This window comes from Nocardioides pocheonensis, assembly GCF_003725535.1.
Lineage (GTDB): Bacteria > Actinomycetota > Actinomycetes > Propionibacteriales > Nocardioidaceae > Marmoricola > Marmoricola pocheonensis.
Window position 1 is genome coordinate 42,537 of record NZ_RJSF01000019.1, and the last position, 20,197, is coordinate 62,733.

Below are 20,197 nucleotides of genomic sequence, written 5' to 3' on the forward strand. Positions count from 1 at the left end.
AAGCGCTTCATCGACGACCAGGACGCCGGCGCCCCGGAGTTCAAGGCCCTGCGGGCCAAGGGCGAGCAGCACCCGATCGAGCAGACCGGTCGCGAGCTGCGCAAGCTGATGGCCTGGGTGAAGAGCCACGACTCCGACTACGTCGAGGGCACCGCGACCCGCTGACGACACAGGTTTCGGCAGGCTCGACCACCGGTGGTCGAGCCTGCCGAAACCATCGGTGGTCGAGCCTGCCGAAACCGCGTCCTGGTGCTACTTCACCTCGGAGCGCAGCACCAGCCGGAGGCCGATCGCCAGCGGGAGCACCAGCCAGACGAAGCCGGAGACCGCGATCTGCGCCCACTCCGTGCCGCTGAGGCCGCCGTCGTACAGCGCCGCGGAGGCGAAGTTGAAGTCGAGCCAGCCGCGGTGGTCGCGGAACCAGTGCTGGTACGCGGCCAGCGGCTCGAGCGCGACCGGCAGGACCAGGGCGTAGACGAAGTAGCCGACGATCGCACCCGGACTGTTGCGGATCAGCACGCCGAGGGTGAAGCCCATCAGCATGCCGAGGGCGTCGCCGAGGAAGATCGTCGCGGCGTTGCCGAGCGAGATGTCCCACGTCGTCGAGACGCCCGCGATCGCGCTGCCGGCCACGTTGCCCACCGCTCCGACGGCGAAAGCGATCGCGATCGAGACCACGCCGACGAGCAGGGTGGCGGCGACCTTCGCCGCGATCACCCGGCCGCGGTGCGGCACGAGCGTGAACGTGGTGAGTCCGGCGCGCTGGCTCCACTCGCTGGTCACCGCGAGCACGGCGATCATCGGCAGGATGATCGTCATCGGTACGCCGATCGCGCCGGCGAACGAGCCGTAGCTGAGCTCGTCGCGCGGTGCGAACACCAGGGTGGCCGCGGTCGCGAGCACCGCGATGATCCCGACGCTCATCATCAGCCAGAAGCCCGACCGGGTGTCGAACATCTTGCGCAGCTCGACGCCGACGATCCGGGACGTCGGGATCGGTGCCGGGGCGGGCCGGGTGCGGGCCCTCGGGACCTCCCGCTCCAGGGTGGCGGTCGTGGCGCTCATGCTGCTGCTCCTTCTCGTTGTGACTCTGCGGTGAGCTCGAGGAACATCTCCTCCAGGCCGGCGCTGTCGGCCGACCTGAGCTCGGTGAGGGCGATGCCTGCGGACAGGGCGACCTGGCCGACGTGCGCCGGGTCGGCGTCGGTGCGCACGGTCCCGTCGGGGGAGAGCGACACGGTCACGCCGGTCCGCTCGAGCTCGGTGACCAGCACGAGCGGGTTCGCTGCCCGGACGACGGTCCCGGCAGCCGCGAGCAGGTCGGCCTTCGTGCCCTGCGCGACGATCCGGCCGTTCCCGATCACGACCAGGTCGTCGGCGATCACCTCGATCTCGTGCAGCAGGTGGGAGGACAGCAGGACGGTGCCGCCCTGGTCGGCGTACTCCCGGAGCAGGTCGCGCATCCACCGGATGCCGGCCGGGTCGAGCCCGTTGGCCGGCTCGTCCAGGATCAGCACCTCGGGGTCGCCGATCAACGCGGTGGCGATGCCGAGCCGTTGGCGCATCCCGAGGGAGTAGTTGCGCACCCGACGGTCCGCCTCGCTGCCGGTCAGGCTGACCCGCTGCAGCATCTGGTCGACGCGGGCGCTGGGCAGGCCCATCGTGCGCTGGGCGAGGGTGAGGATCTCGCGCCCGGTGCGGCCGGCGTGCTGCGCCGACGCGTCGAGCAGCACCCCCACCTCCAGCCCGGGGTTGGGCAGCTCGGCGTACGGCCGGCCCGAGATCGAGGCGCTGCCGTGGGTGGGCCGGGTGAGGCCCACCATGACGCGCATGGTGGTGGACTTGCCGGCGCCGTTGGGCCCCAGGAAGCCGGTCACACGCCCGGGTCGGGCGGTGAACGAGACGTCGTCGACGGCGGTGAACCGGCCGTACGTCACGGAGAGGGAATCGACAGTGATCATGGGCCGAAGCCTCGCGGCAGCACGGGTCTCCGCACATCGGGGACAGCGCTGGACCCGCCCCTGACCCGACCCTGAGAGGTGCCGGGGTCGCGCGGGGCTCGGCCCCCGAGACCGTCCGGGGCGGGCAGCCCCGGCCGCGGAACAATTGGGACTGGTTGCGGGTTCAACCACCATGCGCATCGAGATCTGGAGTGACGTCGTCTGCCCGTGGTGCTACATCGGGAAGCGCCGGCTGGAGAAGGCCCTGGCGGTCTTCGACCACGCGGACGACGTGGAGATCGTCTGGCGGTCCTTCGAGCTCGACCCGTCCGCGCCCCAGGTCCCCGTGGAGACCGTCGCCGAGGCGCTCGGGCGCAAGTACGGCGGCGGCCCGGAGGCCGGGCGCCAGATGATCGACCGGGTCGAGGCCGTCGCGGCCGAGGAGGGCCTGCTCTTCCGGCACCACGAGTCGCTGCGCGTCTCGACCGTGGACGCCCACCGGGTGCTGCACCTGGCGCTGGAGACCGGCGGACCCGCGCTGCAGGGGCGCCTCAAGGAGGCGCTGCTGTCGGCGTACTTCGTGGAGACGGAGAACGTCGCCGACCACGACACGCTCCTCCGGGTCGCCGCCGGCGTCGGCCTGGACGAGGTGCGGGTCAAGGAGGTGCTGACCACCTCCGAGTACGCCGACGCGGTGGAGGCCGACATCCGCGAGGCGGCGGCGCTCGGCGCGACCGGCGTGCCGTTCTACGTGGTCGACCGGAAGTACGGAGTCTCCGGCGCCCAGCCCAGTGAGGTGTTCGCGCAGGTGCTCGAGCGGGCGTGGAGCGAGGCCCACCCGACGCTGGACCTGGTCGGAGGCGCGGACGCCTGCGGCCCCGACGGCTGCGCGATCTGACCCCTGCGTCCGTCGAAGAGGGGCGGACCGGCTTTGCATGATCATGCACGATCATGCATACTTCTCCGGTGTCCAAGGTCCTCACCTCCCTCCCCGTCGGCGAGCGCGTCGGCATCGCTTTCTCCGGAGGTCTCGACACCTCCGTGGCGGTCGCGTGGATGCGCGAGAAGGGTGCGCACCCCTGCACCTACACCGCCGACATCGGCCAGTACGACGAGCCGGACATCGCCTCGGTGCCCGGCCGCGCGACCCAGTACGGCGCCGAGATCTCGCGCCTGGTCGACTGCAAGGCCGCGCTGGTCGAGGAGGGTCTCGCCGCGATGGCGTGCGGGGCGTTCCACATCCGCAGCGGGGGCCGGGCCTACTTCAACACGACCCCGCTCGGCCGGGCCGTCACCGGCACCATGCTGGTCCGGGCGATGCACGAGGACGGCGTCGACATCTGGGGCGACGGGTCGACCTTCAAGGGCAACGACATCGAGCGGTTCTACCGCTACGGCCTGCTGGCCAACCCGTCCCTGAGGATCTACAAGCCGTGGCTGGACGCGGACTTCGTCGACGAGCTCGGTGGGCGCCACGAGATGAGCGCCTGGCTGACCGAGCGCGACCTGCCCTACCGCGACTCCCAGGAGAAGGCGTACTCCACCGACGCGAACATCTGGGGCGCCACGCACGAGGCGAAGACGCTCGAGCACCTCGACGTCTCGCTCGAGACGGTGGACCCGATCATGGGCGTGCGGTTCTGGGACCCCGCGGTCGCGATCGAGACCGAGGACGTGACGATCCGGTTCGACGCGGGCCGCCCGGTCGCGATCGACGGCAGGGTGTTCGACGACGCCGTCGCGCTCGTCCACGAGGCGAACCTGATCGGCGGCCGGCACGGGCTCGGCATGTCCGACCAGATCGAGAACCGGATCATCGAGGCCAAGTCCCGCGGCATCTACGAGGCGCCCGGCATGGCGCTGCTCTGGGCGGCGTACGAGCGGCTGCTGAACGCGATCCACAACGAGGACACCATCGCCAGCTACCACTCGGAGGGCCGTCGGCTGGGCCGGCTGCTCTACGAGGGCCGCTGGCTCGACCCGCAGGCGCTGATGCTGCGCGAGTCGATCCAGCGCTGGATCGCGTCGCTGGTCACCGGCGAGGTCACCCTGCGGCTGCGGCGCGGCGAAGACTACACGATCCTGCGCACCGACGGCCCGGCCTTCTCCTACCACCCCGAGAAGCTCTCGATGGAGCGCACCGAGAACGCCGCCTTCGGTCCGACGGACCGGATCGGCCAGCTCACCATGCGCAACCTCGACATCGCCGACTCGCGCGCGAAGCTCGAGCAGTACGCCGCTCAACCGATGGAGCAGGGTCAGGTCGTCGTCGAGCACGGCATCCTGTACGGCGAGCTGCCGGCCGGCGGGGCCGACATCATCGCCGCCAACCCCGAGCTCACCGGCGACGAGGAGGCGATCCTCGGGGACGCCGCGATGGAGCTCGGCGCGGACTGATCAAGCACGCGTCAGCGGGCGTGCCGGACCTCGCCCCGGTCGCCGGGCAGCGAGTCGGCCTTCACCGCGCCACGCTCCCCGAGCGGCCGCTCCGGCCCGCGGGTCGTGTCCTTGACCGTCTGCTGCTCGGCCTCGGCGTTGACCTCCGCGCCCAGCAGCACGATGAGGTTCGTGATCCACAGCCACAGCAGCAGCACCACGACCCCGGCCAGCGCGCCGTAGGTCTTGGAGTAGCTGGAGAAGTGGGCGACGTACAACGAGAAGCCCAGGCTGGCGACCAGCCAGATCACGCTGGCCACGGCGGCGCCCACGGACACCCAGCGGAACTGCGGCTGGTCACGGTCCGGTGCGTAGCGGTAGAGCACGGCGAGCGCGAGGCTGATGCCGGCGAGCAGCGCGACCCAGCGGATCACCTCGAATCCCCAGCGTGCCGGGCCGCCGCCGACCAGCGAGTGGAGCAACGCGGGGGCCACGCCGACGAGGGCGATCGCGACGACCACGAACACGATCGCGCCGAGGGTCAGGCCGAGGGAGAGCAGCTTGCGGCGGAGGAACCCGCGCTTCTCCTCCTCGTCGTAGGCGATGTTGATCGCGGTCACGATGTTGCCGACGCCCCCGGCGGCGCTCCAGAGCGCGAGCGCGAGAGCGATGAGGAGCCCCAGGCCGAGCGACTGATGAGGACTCTCGGCGAGGGCCTTCATCTGCCGCGTGACCAGGCTGGCGGCGTCGGAGGGCATGGCGGAGGTGAGCTTGTCGGCCTGGCGGGCCACGGTGGCGGGATCGGCGACCAGGCCGTAGAGCGTGATCGCGGCGATCATGGCCGGGAACAGCGCCAGGAACGAGTAGAACGCGACCCCGGCCGCCAGCAGCGGCACCTGGTCCTTCTTCGACTCGGCCCAGGCCCGGCGCAGGATCTGCCACCATCCGCGCGCCGGTACCTCCGTCGGCTTGTCCGCCTGTGCGCCCGGCACTCCCCGCAGGTGCCGGGAGTCTGTCCGTCGTCCGTGGTCCCTCATGGATGGGCGGTACCCACCCCGGAGGTGGCCTAACTCAGAGCACGACCCGCCGCGTGATCCCGAGGTCGGCCAGGAACGCCTCGTCGTGGCTGGCCACCAGGAGGGCGCCGGCGTACCCCTCGAGCGCGCTGACCAGCTGCCGGACGCTGGCCAGGTCCAGGTTGTTGGTCGGCTCGTCGAGCAGCAGCAGCCGCGGCGCCGGGTCGGCGAGCAGCAGGCAGGCCAGCGTCGCCCGGAACAGCTCACCGCCGGACAACGTCCCCACCAGCCGGTCGGCGGCGCGGCCGCGGAAGAGGAACCGTGCCAGGGACGCGCGGACGGCGTTCGGCTCGGCGCCAGGGGCGAGGGCGCGGGCGTTGTCGACGACGCTCGAGGCGCGGTCCAGCAGGTCCAGGCGCTGGGGGAGCAGGCGCGACGGCACGAGGGCACGCACCTCGCCGGACACCGGCGCGAGGTCGCCCGCGACGGTGTGCAGGAGCGTGCTCTTGCCGGCGCCGTTCGGCCCGGTGACGGCGATCCGCTCGGGCCCGCTGACCTCGAGGTCCAGCACCTGTCCGGTGCGGAGCTCGATGTGGTCCAGCTCCAGCACCCGCTGGCCTCGATGCACCGTGGTGGCGGGGAGGTCGACGACGATCTCGCGGTCGGACCGGACCTGCTCCTCGGCCCGCTCCAGGCGCTCGCGGGCGTCGTCGAGCCGCTGCCGGTGGGTACCCGTCAACTTCCCGGCGGACTCCTGGGCGGCCCGCTTCCGCGCGCCGACCAGGATCCGCGGCAGGCTGCCCGAGGCGCCGAGCCGCTCGCCCTGGCGGCGTCGCCGCGCGATCACGGTCTGGCTCTCGGCCAGGTCGCGCTGCTCGCGCCGCACCTCGTTACGAGCAGCGGTCGCGGCCTGCTCGGCGGCCTGCTGCTCGGCGGTGACGGCGTCCCGGTACGCCGACCAGCCCCCGCCGTACCAGGTGAGCGTCCGGCCACCGGAACGGTCCGGCAGCGCGCGGACCTCGCCGATGCGGTCGACGTGCTCGAGCAGCTCCCGGTCGTGGCTGACGACCACCAGCGTGCCGCGGTAGTCGGCGACGAACGCGTGCAGCTGGTCCCGTGCCGCCCGGTCCAGGTTGTTCGTCGGCTCGTCGAGCAGCAGCGCCTCGGGGGCGTGCAGCAGCAGGCCGGCCAGCGCCAGCCGCATCACCTCCCCGCCGCTGAGCTCTCCCAGCCTGCGGTCGAGGACGCCGGCCGGCAGGCCGAGCCGGTCGAGCTCGGCCGTCGCGCGCTCCTCGACGTCCCAGTCGTCGCCGACGACGTCGAAGTGGAGAGGGTCGACGTCGCCCTGCTCGATCGCCCGCAGCGACCGCCGTACGGGTGCGATGCCGAGGTGGACGTCGACCGGCTCCTCGTCGCGCAGCACGAGGTCCTGGCGAAGCCATCCCACCCGTCCGGGCGCGACGACGGTGCCGCTCGAGGGCAGGAGGTCGCCGGCGAGCAGCCGGAGCAGCGTGGACTTGCCGCTGCCGTTGAGGCCGACGAGGCCGGAGCGGCCGTCGGGGATGGTGGCGCTGAAGCCGTCGAGGACGACGTCACCGTCGGGCCAGCGCACGCTGACGTCGCGGAAGGCGAGAGACATGGATGCTCCAGGAGAGGTGGGAAACGGGCGACCGGTTCGACCTCAACGGAGCATCGGGGACCTTCTCGGCTCGGGGACAGCGACGGCGGAGACGGTACGTCGGGCCCTCCGTGCAGCACAAACGGGTTTTCGTGCTGTGCGCGCTCGTCGCGCTCAGATCTCCGGGTGCCCGTTCCAGCTCATCCGCCAGTCGCGGCGGGCGTGGACCAGGGTGACCACCTGGTCGAGGGTGTGGGTGCCGGTGCGGTCGTCGACCGAGACTCGCACCCGTGCCGTGCCGGTCTCGGTCTGCAGCGAGAGCCGGTCCACCCGGATCGACGCGACCCGGGCACCCGGGTCGTGGTCGAGGATGGCGTGGCACTCCGCGAGCACGTCGGAGGCAGGCCCGGCGAGCACCCCGACCGAGCGGTGGCAGGCGGCGGTCCTCCCGGCCTCGGCGTCCACCAGCAGCGTGGTGCCCTGCTTCACGTCGTCGACCACCTGCGCCGTCGAGCGGGCGCGCTCGTGGTGGATGAGGGCGAGGCCGCCCCAGGCCAGCGCGCCGAGACCGAGCACGGTCGCGGCCACCGCCGCCACGCCGACCACCGGACGGCCGACGGACACCTTCACCGGTTCGCCGACCGAGAGCCGGCTGGTCTCCTCGACGACGGGACGGTCGCAGGCGAGGCAGAACGTCGCGGCCGGCTTCAGCGGTGCGTCGCAGTTCGGGCAGCTCTTCACGGACGAAGGATGGCAGTGCGACGTCCGTCGACAGCCGTCCTTCAGCGCAATCTCAGCGTGGTCCTACGAACTTCTTCGACGGCCGCCTCGCACCGGGTGGAGCGCGCCGAGATCGACCCTGTCGGCGAGGTCCGGTCCGGTAGAGTCGACGAGGGCACAACGTCGTGCACACGGCGGCCGTTCGCACGGGTCCCCAGCACGACCGGGCGGCGCCGGGCCCGCCGGTCCTCGTGCCGACCTCTCGACCTTCGAAGGAATCTGACGTGAGCAAGCCCGTCGTACTCATCGCTGAGGAGCTCAGCCCCGCCACCGTGGCGGCCCTCGGGCCGGACTTCGAGATCCGGCACTGCAACGGCGCCGACCGCGACGAGCTGCTGCCGGCGATCGCCGACGTCGACGCCATCCTGGTGCGCTCCGCGACCAAGGTCGACGCCGAGGCGCTCGCCGCCGCCTCGCACCTCAAGGTGGTCGCCCGGGCCGGCGTCGGGCTGGACAACGTGGACGTGAAGGCTGCGACGCAGAACGGCGTGATGGTGGTCAACGCGCCGACCTCGAACATCGTGTCCGCCGCCGAGCTCGCCGTCGCGCTGATGCTCGCCGCGGCCCGGCACATCAGCCCGGCCCATGCCGCGCTGCGCAACGGCGAGTGGAAGCGCTCGAAGTACACCGGCATCGAGCTGTACGAGAAGACCGTCGGCATCGTCGGCCTCGGCCGGATCGGAGTGCTGGTCGCCCAGCGGCTCTCGGCGTTCGGGATGAACGTCATCGCCTACGACCCCTACGTGCAGGCCGGCCGCGCGGCCCAGATGGGCGTGCGCATGGTGACCCTCGATGAGCTGCTCGCCGAGGCCGACTTCCTCAGCGTGCACCTGCCCAAGACGCCCGAGACGGTCGGCCTGATCGGCGCGGAGGAGCTGGCCAAGGCCAAGCCCAGCCTGGTGCTCGTCAACGCCGCCCGCGGCGGCATCGTCGACGAGGCGGCCCTGTACGACGCGCTGAAGACCGGCCAGATCGCCGCGGCCGGGCTCGACGTGTTCGCCAAGGAGCCCTGCACGGACTCGCCGCTCTTCGAGCTCGAGAACGTCGTCGCGACGCCGCACCTGGGCGCCTCGACCGACGAGGCCCAGGAGAAGGCCGGCATCGCCGTGGCCCGCTCGGTGCGGCTGGCGCTCAACGGCGAGCTGGTTCCCGACGCCGTCAACGTGCAGGGCGGCGTCATCGCCGAGGACGTGCGTCCGGGGATCCCGCTCACCGAGAAGCTCGGCCGGATCTTCACGCTGCTGGCCGGCGAGGTGGCCCAGTCGATCGACGTCGAGGTGCGTGGCGAGATCACGGAGTTCGACGTCAAGGTGCTCGAGCTGGCCGCGCTGAAGGGCGTGTTCGCCGACATCGTCGAGGAGCAGGTGTCCTACGTGAACGCCCCGCTGCTCGCGGCCGAGCGCGGCACCGCCGTACGCCTCGTCACCGACCCGGAGAGCCCCGACCACCGCAACCTGATCACGATCCGCGGCACCCTGGCCGACGGCTCGCAGTTCTCCGTCTCCGGCACCCTGATCGGCATCAACCAGCGCGAGCGGCTGGTCGAGGTGAACGGCTTCCTGGTCGACCTCGAGCCGACCGACCACCTCGCCTTCTTCCGCTACGAGGACCGCCCGGGCATGGTCGGCACGGTCGGGCAGATCCTCGGCGAGGCGGGCGTGAACATCGCCGGCATGCAGGTCTCGCGTGACGCGAAGGGCGGCAAGGCGCTGGTCGCGCTCTCGGTCGACTCCGCGGTCCCGGCCGAGGTGCTCGAGGCGATCCGCACCTCGATCAACGCCGAGTCCGTGCGCGGCGTCGACCTGACCGCCTGAGCCTCAGGCCACCAGCGTCGGCGTCGGGCGCGGCCGGCGACCGAGGCCCCCGGCGGGGGTGTCGCGCCAGGCCACGCCCACCCGTGCGATCGCGTCGACCAGCACCTGCGGCGCCGCCGTGTAGGGGATCCGCAGGAAGCGGTCGAGCCCGCCCTCCGGGGCGAAGCTCGGGCCCGGGACGACCAGCACGTCGCGGCCCGCGGCGTACGGGACGAGGTCGGTGGAGTGTGCGCGGTCCTCGGGCAGCTCGCACCAGAGGCTGAGCCCACCCGTCGGCGGGCGGACCTTCCACTCCGGCAGGTGCTCCGCGAGGGCCGCGAGCGCGGCGTCGCGGGAGCTGCGGAGGGTCGCGCGCCGGTGCTCGAGGAGCGTCTGCCCGGTGCGGATGAGGTCGGTCGCGACCAGCTGCTCGAGCAGCGGCGTGCCGAGATCGAGGCTGAGCCGAGCCCGGAACAGCGCGTCCATCAGCTCCTGCGGAGCGCGGACCCAGCCGATCCGCAGCCCGCCCCAGAAGGGCTTGCTCAACGAGCCCACCGTGACCGCGTCGGGCGCGTACGCCGCGAACGGGCTCGGCATCGCCTGGCCCTCCAGCGGCAGCTCGACCATCGACTCGTCGACGATCGGGCGCGTCCCGGCCCGGCGCAGCGCGTCGGCGACCCGCTCGCGGTCGGCCTCGCCCATGAGGTGTCCGGTCGGGTTGTGGAAGTCCGGGATCAGCATCGCCAGGGCGGGTGCCACCTGGCCGACGGCGTCGACCAGGCCGTCGACCTGGGGGTCCTCGCGGCCGACGTCGGCGCTGACCAGCCGGGCGCCGCTGTGGCGCAGGGTCTCGATCGCGTTGGGATAGGTCGGGCTCTCCACCAGCGTGCGCCCGCCTCGCTTGACCAGCGCCCGCGCGGTCACCGCGAGCCCGGCCAGCGCGCCCGGCACGATCATCACCTGGTCGGGGGTGGTGGGCAGGCCGCGCGCCGCGAACCGTTCCGCGACCGCCTCGCGCAGCATCGGCAGGCCGGAGGGGTAGTAGCCGCTGCCGGCGAGGTACTGCGGCAGCTCGCCGACGGCCCGCTGGTAGGCGGCCAGCAGCCCGGGCCCGGGGGCCGGCGCCGCGCAGGTGAGGTCGAGCTTGTCCTCCGGGAGGTCGCTCGGCGGGAGCAGGTGGTCGCCGCGGCCGCGCGACGCCGGCAGGCTGGCGACGCTGCCCGAGCCCTGGCGGGACACCAGGAAGCCGCGGTCGCGCAGCTCGGCGTATGCGCGGGTCACGGTGGTGCGGCTCACGCCGAGGGCCTCGGTCAGCTCGCGCTCGCTCGGCAGGCGGACGCCGACCGGCACCCGCCCGTCGGTGATCAGCACCCGCAGGCCCTCGGCCAGGCCCTGGTAGGCGGGGGACCGGTCGAAGTCGCCGACCAGCGCCGCGATCCGCCGGGCCGCCATCACGCGCTCACTCATGCAGGCCAGTGAATCACGATTGGCTATTTGAGACCAGACCACTTTGCGCTGGACTGGTGCACATGTCCGGAGCCTTCGACCCGACCGCCCGCCTCGGTACCCCGTCGCTCGGGCGTCCGCCACGACGGCCGCGCATCCAGCGCGAGCTCGCCCTCCTCGGTCCGCTCGCCCAGCTGCGCGCCGGGCGGCTCCCGCGCCGGCTCGGCCAGCTCGCCGTGGGCCTCGTGCTCTACGGGCTGACTCTGGCGATGATGATCCGCTCCGCACTCGGCAACGCGCCCTGGGACGTGCTCCACCAGGGCATGGCGCGCCACCTGCCGATCAGCATCGGCACGGCGGTGATCGCGATGAGCGTGGTCGTGCTGCTCGCCTGGATCCCGCTCCGGGAGATGCCGGGGCTCGGCACGCTCCTCAACTCGGTGCTGGTGGGCCTGTCCGCAGACCTCTTCCTGCACCTGATCGCGACCCCGTCGGCGCCGGGTCTGCGCTGGACGCTCCTGGTCGGCGGCGTGGTGCTCAACGGCGTCGCCACGGCGCTCTACATCGGCTCCCAGTTCGGCCCCGGCCCGCGCGACGGCCTGATGACCGGCCTGCACCGGCGCACGGGCGTGTCGATCCAGCGGGTCCGCACGAGCCTGGAGGTCGCGGTGGTGGTCGCCGGTGCCCTCCTCGGCGGACGGCTCGGCGTCGGCACGGTCCTGTACGCCGTGGCCATCGGCCCGCTCGTCCAGCGCCTGCTCCCGCTCGCGATCGTCGAGCTGCCCGAGAGCGCGCCGGTCACCGCCGACGGTGAGCCGGACCTCGACGACGCCGAGCCCGTCGCCGCCTGAGTACGTCGAGCGGGTGGTGCGGCTGCGCGGGAGTACGTCGAGCGGGCGGTGCGGCTGCGCGCGAGTACGCCGAGCGGGTGGTGCGGCTGCGCGGGAGTACGTCGAGCGGGCGGTGCGGCTGGCTGAAGGAATGCCGAGCGGGCGGCGCCTTCCGGCCGCCATGGAAGCACGAGTGCCCCTTCGGAGGTGCAGCGGCAAGAACGAGTGCCCGCTCGGCGCGCCTTGACGCAGCACGAGTGCCCGCTCAGCGTCCCGCCGGGGCCGGCTCAGTTGCGGGTGGCGATGAGGGCAGAAGCGTCGGGGGCGACCATCACCTCGACGGCCGTGAAGCGCTCGTCGGTCAGCCAGCTCTCGCGCAGCGCGTCGACGCGACCGGCGGTGATCGGCGGCCACACCTCGCACGGCGTGAAGTCGTCCATCACCACGATGCCGCCGGGCTCGACCAGGTCGGCGACCGAGTCGACCGAGGCGTCCTCCGGCGAGGAGGGGTCGAGGAAGAGCAGCGAGTAGGGCCCCTTGTTGCGCAGCGTGGACCAGTCGGCGGCGAGCACCGAGACCTGCGGGTCGTCCTCGAAGATCTCCTGGGCGGCCACCGCGAGCTTCTCGTCCAGCTCGGCGGTCAGGATCGAGGCGCCGGCGCGGACGCCCGACCGCAGCCACGCCGTACCGACACCGCAGCCGGTGCCGAACTCCGCCATCGTGCCCTGGCGCGTGGCCGCGAGAGCCGCCAGCAGCCGGCCGGTCTCGTTGCGGCAGAACGACACGTACCCGGCCCGTCGGGAGACGTCGAAGGCACGGGCGACGATCGGCGGGACGTCCGGCGGTGCACTCATTCCATGAGTCTCGCAAATGCCGCCACCCAGACGTGAGATGGGACAGAAGTCTCGGATCGTGGGACATCTTCGGCAAACCGCGGGCGGGCCCGAACGATCCGTTCTACCCTCGATGCACCATGCGGAGGAACTTCGTACTTATTTGCCGCCGTGGCGAGGCCTTTTAAGTAGGGCCACCTCGCCGCGGAGTTCGGCGTTCCCGCCACCGGCCTTACCACCCTCCGCGAGCGAGTCAGCGAAGTTCCACCCCATACTTCTGAGCATTCGAGCTCCTCGATCACGAGTCGAGTCCCGCGGAGGGTCGTCGTTCCACCCATCCGCAGACAGACCTGATCGCATCGAAGGAACTCACCATGTACGACATGTACCCGGACTGGGGACCCGCCCGGAACAACCCCGACAGCCCGTACTCGCACGACGCGGTCCAGGCCGCGCTTGACCTGCGAGACAACGGCGGCGAGCGCCCGGACGACAACTAGCCTTGCCGCATGCCCACTGAGCCACAGTCGCTGAAGCTTGCCGTGATCCCGGGTGACGGGATCGGGCCCGAGGTCACCGCCGAGGGTCTCAAGGTGCTGGAGCAGGCGACCCCGGCGGACGTGAAGTTCGAGCCGACGCGCTACGACCTCGGGGCCGAGCGCTACCTCGCCACCGGTGAGGTGCTGCCCGACTCGGTGCTGGAGGAGATCCGCCAGCACGACGCGATCCTGCTCGGTGCGGTCGGCGGGAAGCCCAACGACCCGAACCTGCCTCCGGGCATCCTCGAGCGCGGCCTGCTGCTCCGGCTGCGCTTCGAGCTCGACCACTACGTCAACCTGCGGCCGTCGCGCATCTTCCCGGGCTCGATCTCGCCGCTCGCCGACCCTGGCGAGGTGGACTTCGTGGTGGTCCGCGAGGGCACCGAGGGCCCCTACACCGGCAACGGCGGCGCGCTGCGCGTCGGTACGCCGCACGAGGTCGCCACCGAGGTCTCGGTGAACACCGCCTTCGGCGTCGAGCGGGTCGTGCGCGACGCGTTCGCCCGGGCGCAGAAGCGGCCGCGCAAGAAGCTCACGCTGGTGCACAAGACCAACGTGCTCGTGCACGCGGGCTCGGTGTGGTGGCGGATCTTCGAGGAGGTCGCCCGGGAGTTCCCCGAGGTGACCACCGACTACATGCACGTCGACGCGACCATGATCCACCTGACCACGAACCCCTCGCGGTTCGACGTGATCGTCACCGACAACCTCTTCGGCGACATCGTCACGGACCTGGCCGCCGCGGTCACCGGAGGCATCGGCCTGGCCGCCAGTGGCAACGTCAACCCCGACCGCACGGCTCCGTCGATGTTCGAGCCGGTGCACGGGTCGGCGCCGGACATCGCCGGCCAGCAGGTTGCCGACCCGACCGCGGCCATCCTCTCCGTGGCGCTCATGCTCGACCACCTCGGGCTCGACGACGCCGCCCGCCGGATCGAGGACGCCGTCGTCGCCGACCTGGCCGAGCGTGACCCCGCGACCAAGCGCTCCACCGCCGAGGTGGGCGACGCGATCGCAGCACGAGTAGCGGGGTCCTAGACCCCGGTGGTCGAGCTTGCCGAAAACCACCTTCGTCAGCAACGGGTGGTTTCGGCAGGCTCAACCACCCCCTCGTGAGAGATAACGTGCACCCATGACCCTGGACATTTCCTTCGTGCCCGCGGCGCATCCTCGCTCGGATGCCGAGCTCGCCGAGATCCTGGCCAACCCCGGCTTCGGCACCCACTTCACCGACCACATGCTCACCGTCGAGTGGACGCCCGAGCAGGGCTGGCACGACGCGCGCGTCACGGCGTACGGGCCGCTGAGCCTGGACCCCGCGACCGCGGTCCTGCACTACGCGCAGGAGATCTTCGAGGGCCTGAAGGCCTACCGGCACGACGACGGCTCGATCTGGACCTTCCGTCCTGAGGAGAACGCCAAGCGGATGGTGGGCTCGTCGCACCGCCTCGCGCTTCCCGTGCTCGAGCCGGACGACTTCGTCCAGGCCGTCGACGAGCTGGTGAAGGTCGACCAGCGGTGGGTCCCGGAGGCCGGCTCGGAGAAGAGCCTGTACCTGCGACCGTTCATGATCGCGACCGAGGCGTTCCTCGGGGTGCGGCCCTCCGAGCATGTCACCTTCATGGTGATCGCGTCGCCGGCCGGGGCCTACTTCAAGGGCGGCATCAAGCCGCTGACGCTGTGGCTGACGGAGGAGTACACCCGCGCCGGCCGCGGCGGCATGGGCGCGGCGAAGACCGGCGGCAACTACGCGAGCTCGCTGGTGGCCCAGCAGGAGGCGATCGCGCAGGGTTGCGACCAGGTCGTGTTCCTCGACGCGGCCGAGGGCAAGTACGTCGAGGAGCTCGGCGGCATGAACATGTACTTCGTGTACGCCGACGGCCACATCGTCACGCCGGCGACCGGCACGATCCTGGAGGGCATCACCCGCTCGGCGATCATCGAGCTCGCGGGCAAGGCCGGCCACCAGGTCGAGGAGCGGAGGTTCTCGATCGACGAGTGGCGCGAGGGCGTCGCGTCCGGGGAGATCTCCGAGGTGTTCGCCTGCGGCACCGCCGCCGTCATCACCCCGGTCGGCACGCTGAAGTGGGAGGGCGGGGAGGTCCAGGGCTCGACCGAGGCCGGCCCGCTGACCATGGAGATCCGCCAGGCCCTCGTCGACATCCAGTACGGCCGTGCCGACGACACGTTCGGCTGGATGCACCAGGTGGTCTGAGCGTCGTACGGGGATAGTCCGGCACGTTCGGACGCAATTCAGGGCTGGATGTGCGTCCGAACGTGCCGGACTATCCGTCCGTCACGATTCTGGACGGCCCGTCCACGGCCCCGAGCTCTGTGGCACACTCGTCACCATGCGGGCAGCACGCATCATTATCAGCTAGCGCGACGGCCGAACCACTTCAACCAGGCCGCCGCGCCGACCTCTCGTCCACCGGGAGGTTTTTTTGTTGCCCCAGCACGGTTTCGACGAGCCACCGAGGACACGAGATGAACAGCCGGGACGCGTTCCACGTCTACGACACCACCCTGCGCGACGGCGCGCAGCAGGAGGGGCTCAACCTCTCCGTCGCCGACAAGCTGGCGATCGCCCGCCAGCTCGACGGGCTCGGGGTCGGCTTCATCGAGGGCGGCTGGCCGGGGGCGAACCCGAAGGACACCGAGTTCTTCGCCCGGGCGCGCGAGGAGCTGAAGCTGCAGAACGCCCAGCTGGCGGCGTTCGGCGCGACCCGGCGAGCCCACGTGAAGGCGGCCGACGACCCGCTGGTCGCGGCGCTGCGCGACAGCGGGGCCGGGGTGGTCACGCTGGTGGCGAAGTCGCACGACCGGCACGTCGAGCTCGCCCTGCGCACCACGCTGGAGGAGAACCTCGCGATGGTCCGCGACACCGTCGCGCACCTGTCCGCCGAGGGGCAGCGGGTCTTCCTGGACGCCGAGCACTTCTTCGACGGCTACCGCGACAACCGTGACTACGCCCTCGAGGTGCTGCGCACCGCGTTCGAGGCCGGCGCCGAGGTGGCCGCGCTGTGTGACACGAACGGCGGCATGCTGCCGGGCTGGGTGTCCGACGTCGTCGATGACGTGGTCTCCTCGACCGGCGGACGCGTGGGCATCCATTGCCACAACGACACCGGGTGCGCGGTCGCGAACACCCTGGCCGCGGTCGACGCCGGAGCCACGCACGTGCAGGGCACCCTCAACGGGTACGGCGAGCGCACCGGCAACGCCGACCTGGTCAGCGTGGTGGCCAACCTGGAGCTCAAGCTCGACCGGCGGGTGCTGCCGCCCGGACTGCTGCGCGAGGCCACCCGGATCGCGCACGCGGTGGCCGAGGTCACCAACGTGCCGCCCGCCTCGCGCCAGCCGTACGTCGGCGTCTCGGCCTTCGCCCACAAGGCCGGCCTGCACGCGAGCGCGATCAAGGTCGACCCCAACCTCTACCAGCACATGGACCCGTCGCTGGTCGGCAACGACATGAGGCTCCTGGTCTCCGACATGGCCGGCCGCGCGTCGATCGAGCTCAAGGGCCGCGAGCTCGGGTTCGAGCTCGACCAGGACCTGGTCAAGCGGGTGACCGACCGGGTCAAGGACATGGAGCTGCGCGGCTACACCTTCGAGGCCGCCGACGCCTCCTTCGAGCTCATGCTCGCCGAGGAGGTCGGCGGCGCCCGGCCGTCGTACTTCGAGGTGGAGTCGTGGCGGGTGATCACCGACTCCAGCCCGCAGGCCGAGGCGGCCTCCGAGGCCACCGTGAAGCTGCTCGCCGGCGGCGCGCGGATCGTGGTCACCGGCGAGGGCAACGGCCCGGTCAACGCCCTGGACCACGCGCTGCGGCAGGCGATCCAGCAGCTCTACCCCGAGATCGTGAAGTTCGAGCTGATCGACTACAAGGTCCGGATCGTCGACCAGGGCCACGGCACCGACGCGATCACCCGGGTACTGATCGAGACCTCCGACGGCCAGTCGTCGTGGGTGACCGTGGGCGTCGGGCACAACGTGATCGAGGCGTCGTGGGAGGCGCTGATCGACGGGCTCACGTTCGGCCTGCGCCGTCACGGCGCCTGAGGGGTCAGGACAGCTTCAGGAACGGTGCCGGGTCGACGGCGGTGGAGAGCCCGCCGCCTGCCCGGCGCACCTCGAAGTGCAGGTGGCAGCCGTCGGGGGCGCCGCTGTCGCCGGCCAGCGCGATCCGCTGGCCCGGGTGCACCCGCTCGCCCGGGCTGACGAGGACGTGGACGGTGTGCCCGATCAGGATGTCGTGGTCGCCGGACCGGATGCGGAACGGGTGCACGCCGTACGCCGCACCGGGTGCGCCGGGCGACGACGGGTCGAGGACGACCCCGTCGACCGCGGAGAGCAGCGGGGTGCCGCACGGCATCGCGACGTCGATGCCGTGGTGGAAGCCCTCCCGACCCGGGCACCGGGAGTCGTGGGCGTACCACGGGGACGCGTTGCAGCCGTAGCCGATCATCACCCGGTGGGCGCCCTCGAACCACGGTGACGTGTGCCAGGCCTTGTCGTCGGTGTAGAACCGCCACCGCGGGTCCGGGCGGTCGGTGGGGCTCGGGGGAGCGGCCGAGGGGGAGCCCGACGGAGTGACTGGGGGACTGGCCGGGGCGGCCGAGGTCGCCGGGGGCGAGGCCGGGGTGATCGACGGCGCAGTCGGGGTCGCGCCGGGCGGCGAGGCCGACGGGGAGCCCCCGCCGCAGCCGGCCAGCGACAGGACGCCCAGCAGCGCGGCCGTCAGCGCCAGCGCCCGCCCGTGGCGGCTGCGCACCTCAGCTGCGCTCCACGACCGTGCCGGCGCGGCCGACGACCATCGCCGCGAGGTCGTCGAGCGAGCCGATCACGGCGCGGTGGCCGGTCTCGCGAGCGAACCTCGCGGCGGCCTGCACCTTCGGTCCCATCGAGCCCTCGGCCAGGCCGAGGGCGTCCAGCTCGTCCGGCGTGGCCCGCTCGAGGCGTCGCGACTGCGGCGTGCCCCAGTCCAGGTAGACCCCGTCGACGTCGGTCGCGATCACCAGCAGGTCGGCGTCGAGCTGCTGGGCGAGCATCGCCGACGTCGCGTCCTTGTCCACTACCGCCTCGACCCCGTGGAGGTGGCCGTGCTCGTCGAACATCGTCGGGATCCCGCCTCCGCCGGCGCAGACCACGATGGTGCCCTGCTCGAGCAGCTGCCGGATCGGCTTGATCTCGAAGATCTGCTTCGGCCGCGGGCTCGGCACCACGCGACGAAAGCCGTCGCCGTCGGGTGCGATGCTCCAGCCGGCGTCCGCCGCGAGCACGACCGCCTGCTCACGCGGGTAGACCGGGCCGATCGGCTTCGTCGGGTGCGTGAAGGCGGGGTCGTCCCGGTCGACCTCGACCATCGTGAGCAGGGTCGCGAGCGGCTGCTCCTCGGGCAGCAGGTTGCCGAGCTCCTGCTCGATCACGTAGCCGATCATCGCCTCGGTCTGGGCGCCCAGCACGTCGAGCGGGTACGCCGGCACGTCGACGTACGCCGCGGCCTGCAGCGCCAGCAGGCCGACCTGCGGCCCGTTGCCGTGCGCGACCACGATCTCGTTGCCCTCGACGATCTCGGCGATCCGCTCGCTGGCGGCCCGGATGTTCGAGCGCTGGTTGTCGGCCGTCATGGGCTGGCCCCGGCGCAGCAGGGCGTTGCCGCCGAGGGCGATCACGATGCGCACGTCAGGTCCTCCTCCGGGCGATGATCCGCAGGGCGAGGTCCTCCCAGCCCGCAGCGATCCGTTCCACGCTCATGCCCTCGATCTCGATCTGCTGCTGCAGGATCACCACCTCCAGCGGTGCCATCAGGTCGGTGGCGAGCAGCGCGATGTCGCCGGCGACCTCGAGCTCGTCGAGCAGGTACCTCAGGTGGGTCGCGGCGAAGGAGTACACCGCGTAGTTGCGGGTCATGGCGCCGTCGAGCGCCGCCCGGATCAGGGCGGCGCCGCGCAGGTTCTGCTCGAGCCGCGACCGGCCGAACGCCAGCAGGCGCTCCAGGGGCGGGGCCCCGGGGCCGAGCGGGGGCGGTCCACTGATCACCTGGGCCTGCCAGTCGGCCTCGAACTGGTCCAGGAGCGCGGCCATGAGCCCGGCCCGGCTGCGGAAGCGCCGGAACACCGTGCCCTTCCCGACTCCGGCGCTCGCGGCGACCGCGTCCATCGTCACGGCCTCGACGCCGCACCGGTCCACCAGCTCCTGCGCCGCGGACAGGAGCGCCTCGCGGTTGCGGGCGGCGTCGCTGCGCTCGCGCACGTCCTGCCCGAGGATCGGCAGGTCGTGGCGCGGGGGCATGCCCGCCACCCTAGGGCGGCCCGAGCGGGCCGAAAGGGATTTTCGGCTGCCCGGAATGAAAACGGACCACGGTCCGTTTAGCCGGTGACCGTTGTCCCCTCTCCTCAGGAGCAGAACATGACCCACGTAGCCGTCCTGGTCGGCAGCCTCCGCGCCGACAGCGTCAACCGACAGATCGCCGAGTCGCTCCGGGAGCTCGCCCCCGAGGGCGTCGTGATCGACATCGTCGACGGCCTGGGCGACCTGCCCTTCTACAACGAGGACCTCGACCGCGACGGCGTCACCGAGGTCGTCACACAGGTGCGCGCGCGGGTGGCCCAGGCCGACCGTGTGCTCGCGGTGACCCCGGAGTACAACGCCACGATGCCGGCCGTGCTCAACAACGCCATCGACTGGCTGTCCCGCCCGTACGGCGCGGGCGCGCTCGTCGGCAAGCCGTTCGGCGTGATCGGCGTGACCCCGACGCCGTACGGCGGCAAGTGGGCCCACGAGGACGCGCGCCGCTCGGTGAAGATCGCCGGCGCGATCGTGGTCGAGGACGTCGACGTCTCCCAGTCCTCGATCGACGTCGACGTGCTCCACGACGCCGAGGTCCGCGAGCGGCTGCGCCGGGCCCTGCTGACCCTGGTCGAGTTCGACGCCGAGGCCGTCGCCGCCTGATCTCCTCGTGGCCGGGGCGTCGCGGACGAGGCCGTCCGGGGCGCCCCGGTCCGTGGCTCGCGGACTAGCCTC

The 20,197-nt window shown here is 72.0% G+C and carries 19 protein-coding genes and 1 pseudogene; 10 read left to right on the forward strand and 10 right to left on the reverse strand.

Annotated elements, in window-relative coordinates; translation table 11 throughout:
• Positions 1-165 (forward strand): annotated as a pseudogene (locus tag EFL26_RS24635) (ketol-acid reductoisomerase); the annotation flags it as partial.
• A gap of 87 nt (positions 166-252) precedes the next feature.
• On the opposite strand, the gene EFL26_RS06045 reads toward EFL26_RS24635, so the two are convergent.
• Complete coding sequence (locus EFL26_RS06045) at positions 253-1,065, reverse strand: ABC transporter permease (protein WP_123221996.1); 813 nt, start codon at positions 1,063-1,065, stop codon at positions 253-255.
• Positions 1,062-1,961 carry an ABC transporter ATP-binding protein gene (locus tag EFL26_RS06050; RefSeq protein ID WP_123221997.1) on the reverse strand — a complete coding sequence of 300 codons (900 nt, stop codon included), beginning with the start codon at positions 1,959-1,961 and terminating at the stop codon, positions 1,062-1,064. Before EFL26_RS06050 ends, EFL26_RS06045 begins: the two co-directional genes overlap by 4 nt.
• Positions 1,962-2,133: 172 nt before the next feature.
• Here EFL26_RS06050 and EFL26_RS06055 point away from each other — a divergent pair, with 172 nt between their 5' ends.
• On the forward strand, positions 2,134-2,838 hold the full coding sequence (locus EFL26_RS06055) for a DsbA family oxidoreductase (RefSeq protein ID WP_123221998.1): 705 nt from the start codon (positions 2,134-2,136) through the stop codon (positions 2,836-2,838).
• 68 nt (positions 2,839-2,906) lie between these two features.
• Positions 2,907-4,337, forward strand: coding sequence for an argininosuccinate synthase (gene argG, locus EFL26_RS06060; protein WP_123221999.1), 1,431 nt, complete (start codon positions 2,907-2,909; stop codon positions 4,335-4,337).
• Positions 4,338-4,348: 11 nt separating this feature from the next.
• Here argG and EFL26_RS06065 read toward each other — a convergent pair whose 3' ends face one another.
• The 3 genes from EFL26_RS06065 to EFL26_RS06075 form a co-directional block, all read right to left on the reverse strand.
• Positions 4,349-5,353, reverse strand: coding sequence for a YihY/virulence factor BrkB family protein (locus tag EFL26_RS06065; protein WP_123222000.1), 1,005 nt, complete (start codon positions 5,351-5,353; stop codon positions 4,349-4,351).
• A 34-nt stretch (positions 5,354-5,387) separates the two neighbouring features.
• Entirely contained in the window at positions 5,388-6,971 is a 1,584-nt protein-coding gene (locus tag EFL26_RS06070; protein WP_123222001.1) for an ATP-binding cassette domain-containing protein, read from the reverse strand.
• 153 nt (positions 6,972-7,124) lie between these two features.
• Complete coding sequence (locus tag EFL26_RS06075; protein WP_123222002.1) at positions 7,125-7,691, reverse strand: zinc ribbon domain-containing protein; 567 nt, start codon at positions 7,689-7,691, stop codon at positions 7,125-7,127.
• A 263-nt stretch (positions 7,692-7,954) separates the two neighbouring features.
• Between EFL26_RS06075 and serA the strand changes: the two genes are divergently transcribed.
• Positions 7,955-9,544, forward strand: coding sequence for a phosphoglycerate dehydrogenase (gene serA / locus EFL26_RS06080; RefSeq protein ID WP_123222003.1), 1,590 nt, complete (start codon positions 7,955-7,957; stop codon positions 9,542-9,544).
• Between the two features lie 3 nt (positions 9,545-9,547).
• Here serA and yczR read toward each other — a convergent pair whose 3' ends face one another.
• Positions 9,548-10,990: a MocR-like transcription factor YczR gene (gene yczR / locus EFL26_RS06085; protein ID WP_123222004.1), complete on the reverse strand. Its 1,443-nt coding sequence runs from the start codon at positions 10,988-10,990 to the stop codon at positions 9,548-9,550.
• Positions 10,991-11,052: 62 nt separating this feature from the next.
• Between yczR and yczE the strand changes: the two genes are divergently transcribed.
• On the forward strand, positions 11,053-11,820 hold the full coding sequence (yczE, locus tag EFL26_RS06095) for a membrane protein YczE (protein ID WP_246000048.1): 768 nt from the start codon (positions 11,053-11,055) through the stop codon (positions 11,818-11,820).
• Positions 11,821-12,086: 266 nt separating this feature from the next.
• Here the strand turns inward: yczE and EFL26_RS06100 are convergent, their stop codons facing one another.
• Complete coding sequence (locus tag EFL26_RS06100) at positions 12,087-12,653, reverse strand: O-methyltransferase (protein WP_123222005.1); 567 nt, start codon at positions 12,651-12,653, stop codon at positions 12,087-12,089.
• Positions 12,654-13,006: 353 nt separating this feature from the next.
• Here EFL26_RS06100 and EFL26_RS24875 point away from each other — a divergent pair, with 353 nt between their 5' ends.
• From EFL26_RS24875 to cimA, 4 genes are all read left to right on the forward strand, one after another.
• On the forward strand, positions 13,007-13,132 hold the full coding sequence (locus EFL26_RS24875) for a hypothetical protein (protein ID WP_281273688.1): 126 nt from the start codon (positions 13,007-13,009) through the stop codon (positions 13,130-13,132).
• 9 nt (positions 13,133-13,141) lie between these two features.
• Positions 13,142-14,209 (forward strand): 3-isopropylmalate dehydrogenase, encoded by a 1,068-nt coding sequence (locus EFL26_RS06105; RefSeq protein ID WP_123222006.1) that lies wholly within the window; start codon positions 13,142-13,144, stop codon positions 14,207-14,209.
• 94 nt (positions 14,210-14,303) lie between these two features.
• On the forward strand, positions 14,304-15,386 hold the full coding sequence (locus EFL26_RS06110; protein ID WP_123222007.1) for a branched-chain amino acid aminotransferase: 1,083 nt from the start codon (positions 14,304-14,306) through the stop codon (positions 15,384-15,386).
• Positions 15,387-15,658: 272 nt separating this feature from the next.
• Positions 15,659-17,233 carry a citramalate synthase gene (gene cimA, locus EFL26_RS06115; protein WP_123222008.1) on the forward strand — a complete coding sequence of 525 codons (1,575 nt, stop codon included), beginning with the start codon at positions 15,659-15,661 and terminating at the stop codon, positions 17,231-17,233.
• A gap of 4 nt (positions 17,234-17,237) precedes the next feature.
• Here the strand turns inward: cimA and EFL26_RS06120 are convergent, their stop codons facing one another.
• The 3 genes from EFL26_RS06120 to EFL26_RS06130 are packed head-to-tail and all read right to left on the reverse strand — an operon-like array spanning position 17,238 to position 19,465.
• Positions 17,238-17,945 (reverse strand): M23 family metallopeptidase, encoded by a 708-nt coding sequence (locus tag EFL26_RS06120; protein ID WP_123222009.1) that lies wholly within the window; start codon positions 17,943-17,945, stop codon positions 17,238-17,240.
• A 1-nt stretch (position 17,946) separates the two neighbouring features.
• Positions 17,947-18,855, reverse strand: coding sequence for a carbamate kinase (arcC, locus tag EFL26_RS06125; protein ID WP_123222010.1), 909 nt, complete (start codon positions 18,853-18,855; stop codon positions 17,947-17,949).
• A 1-nt stretch (position 18,856) separates the two neighbouring features.
• On the reverse strand, positions 18,857-19,465 hold the full coding sequence (locus EFL26_RS06130) for a TetR/AcrR family transcriptional regulator (protein WP_123222416.1): 609 nt from the start codon (positions 19,463-19,465) through the stop codon (positions 18,857-18,859).
• 117 nt (positions 19,466-19,582) lie between these two features.
• On the opposite strand from EFL26_RS06130, the gene EFL26_RS06135 reads away from it, so the two are divergent.
• Positions 19,583-20,125 (forward strand): NADPH-dependent FMN reductase, encoded by a 543-nt coding sequence (locus tag EFL26_RS06135; RefSeq protein WP_123222011.1) that lies wholly within the window; start codon positions 19,583-19,585, stop codon positions 20,123-20,125.
• Positions 20,126-20,197 lie beyond the last annotated feature (72 nt).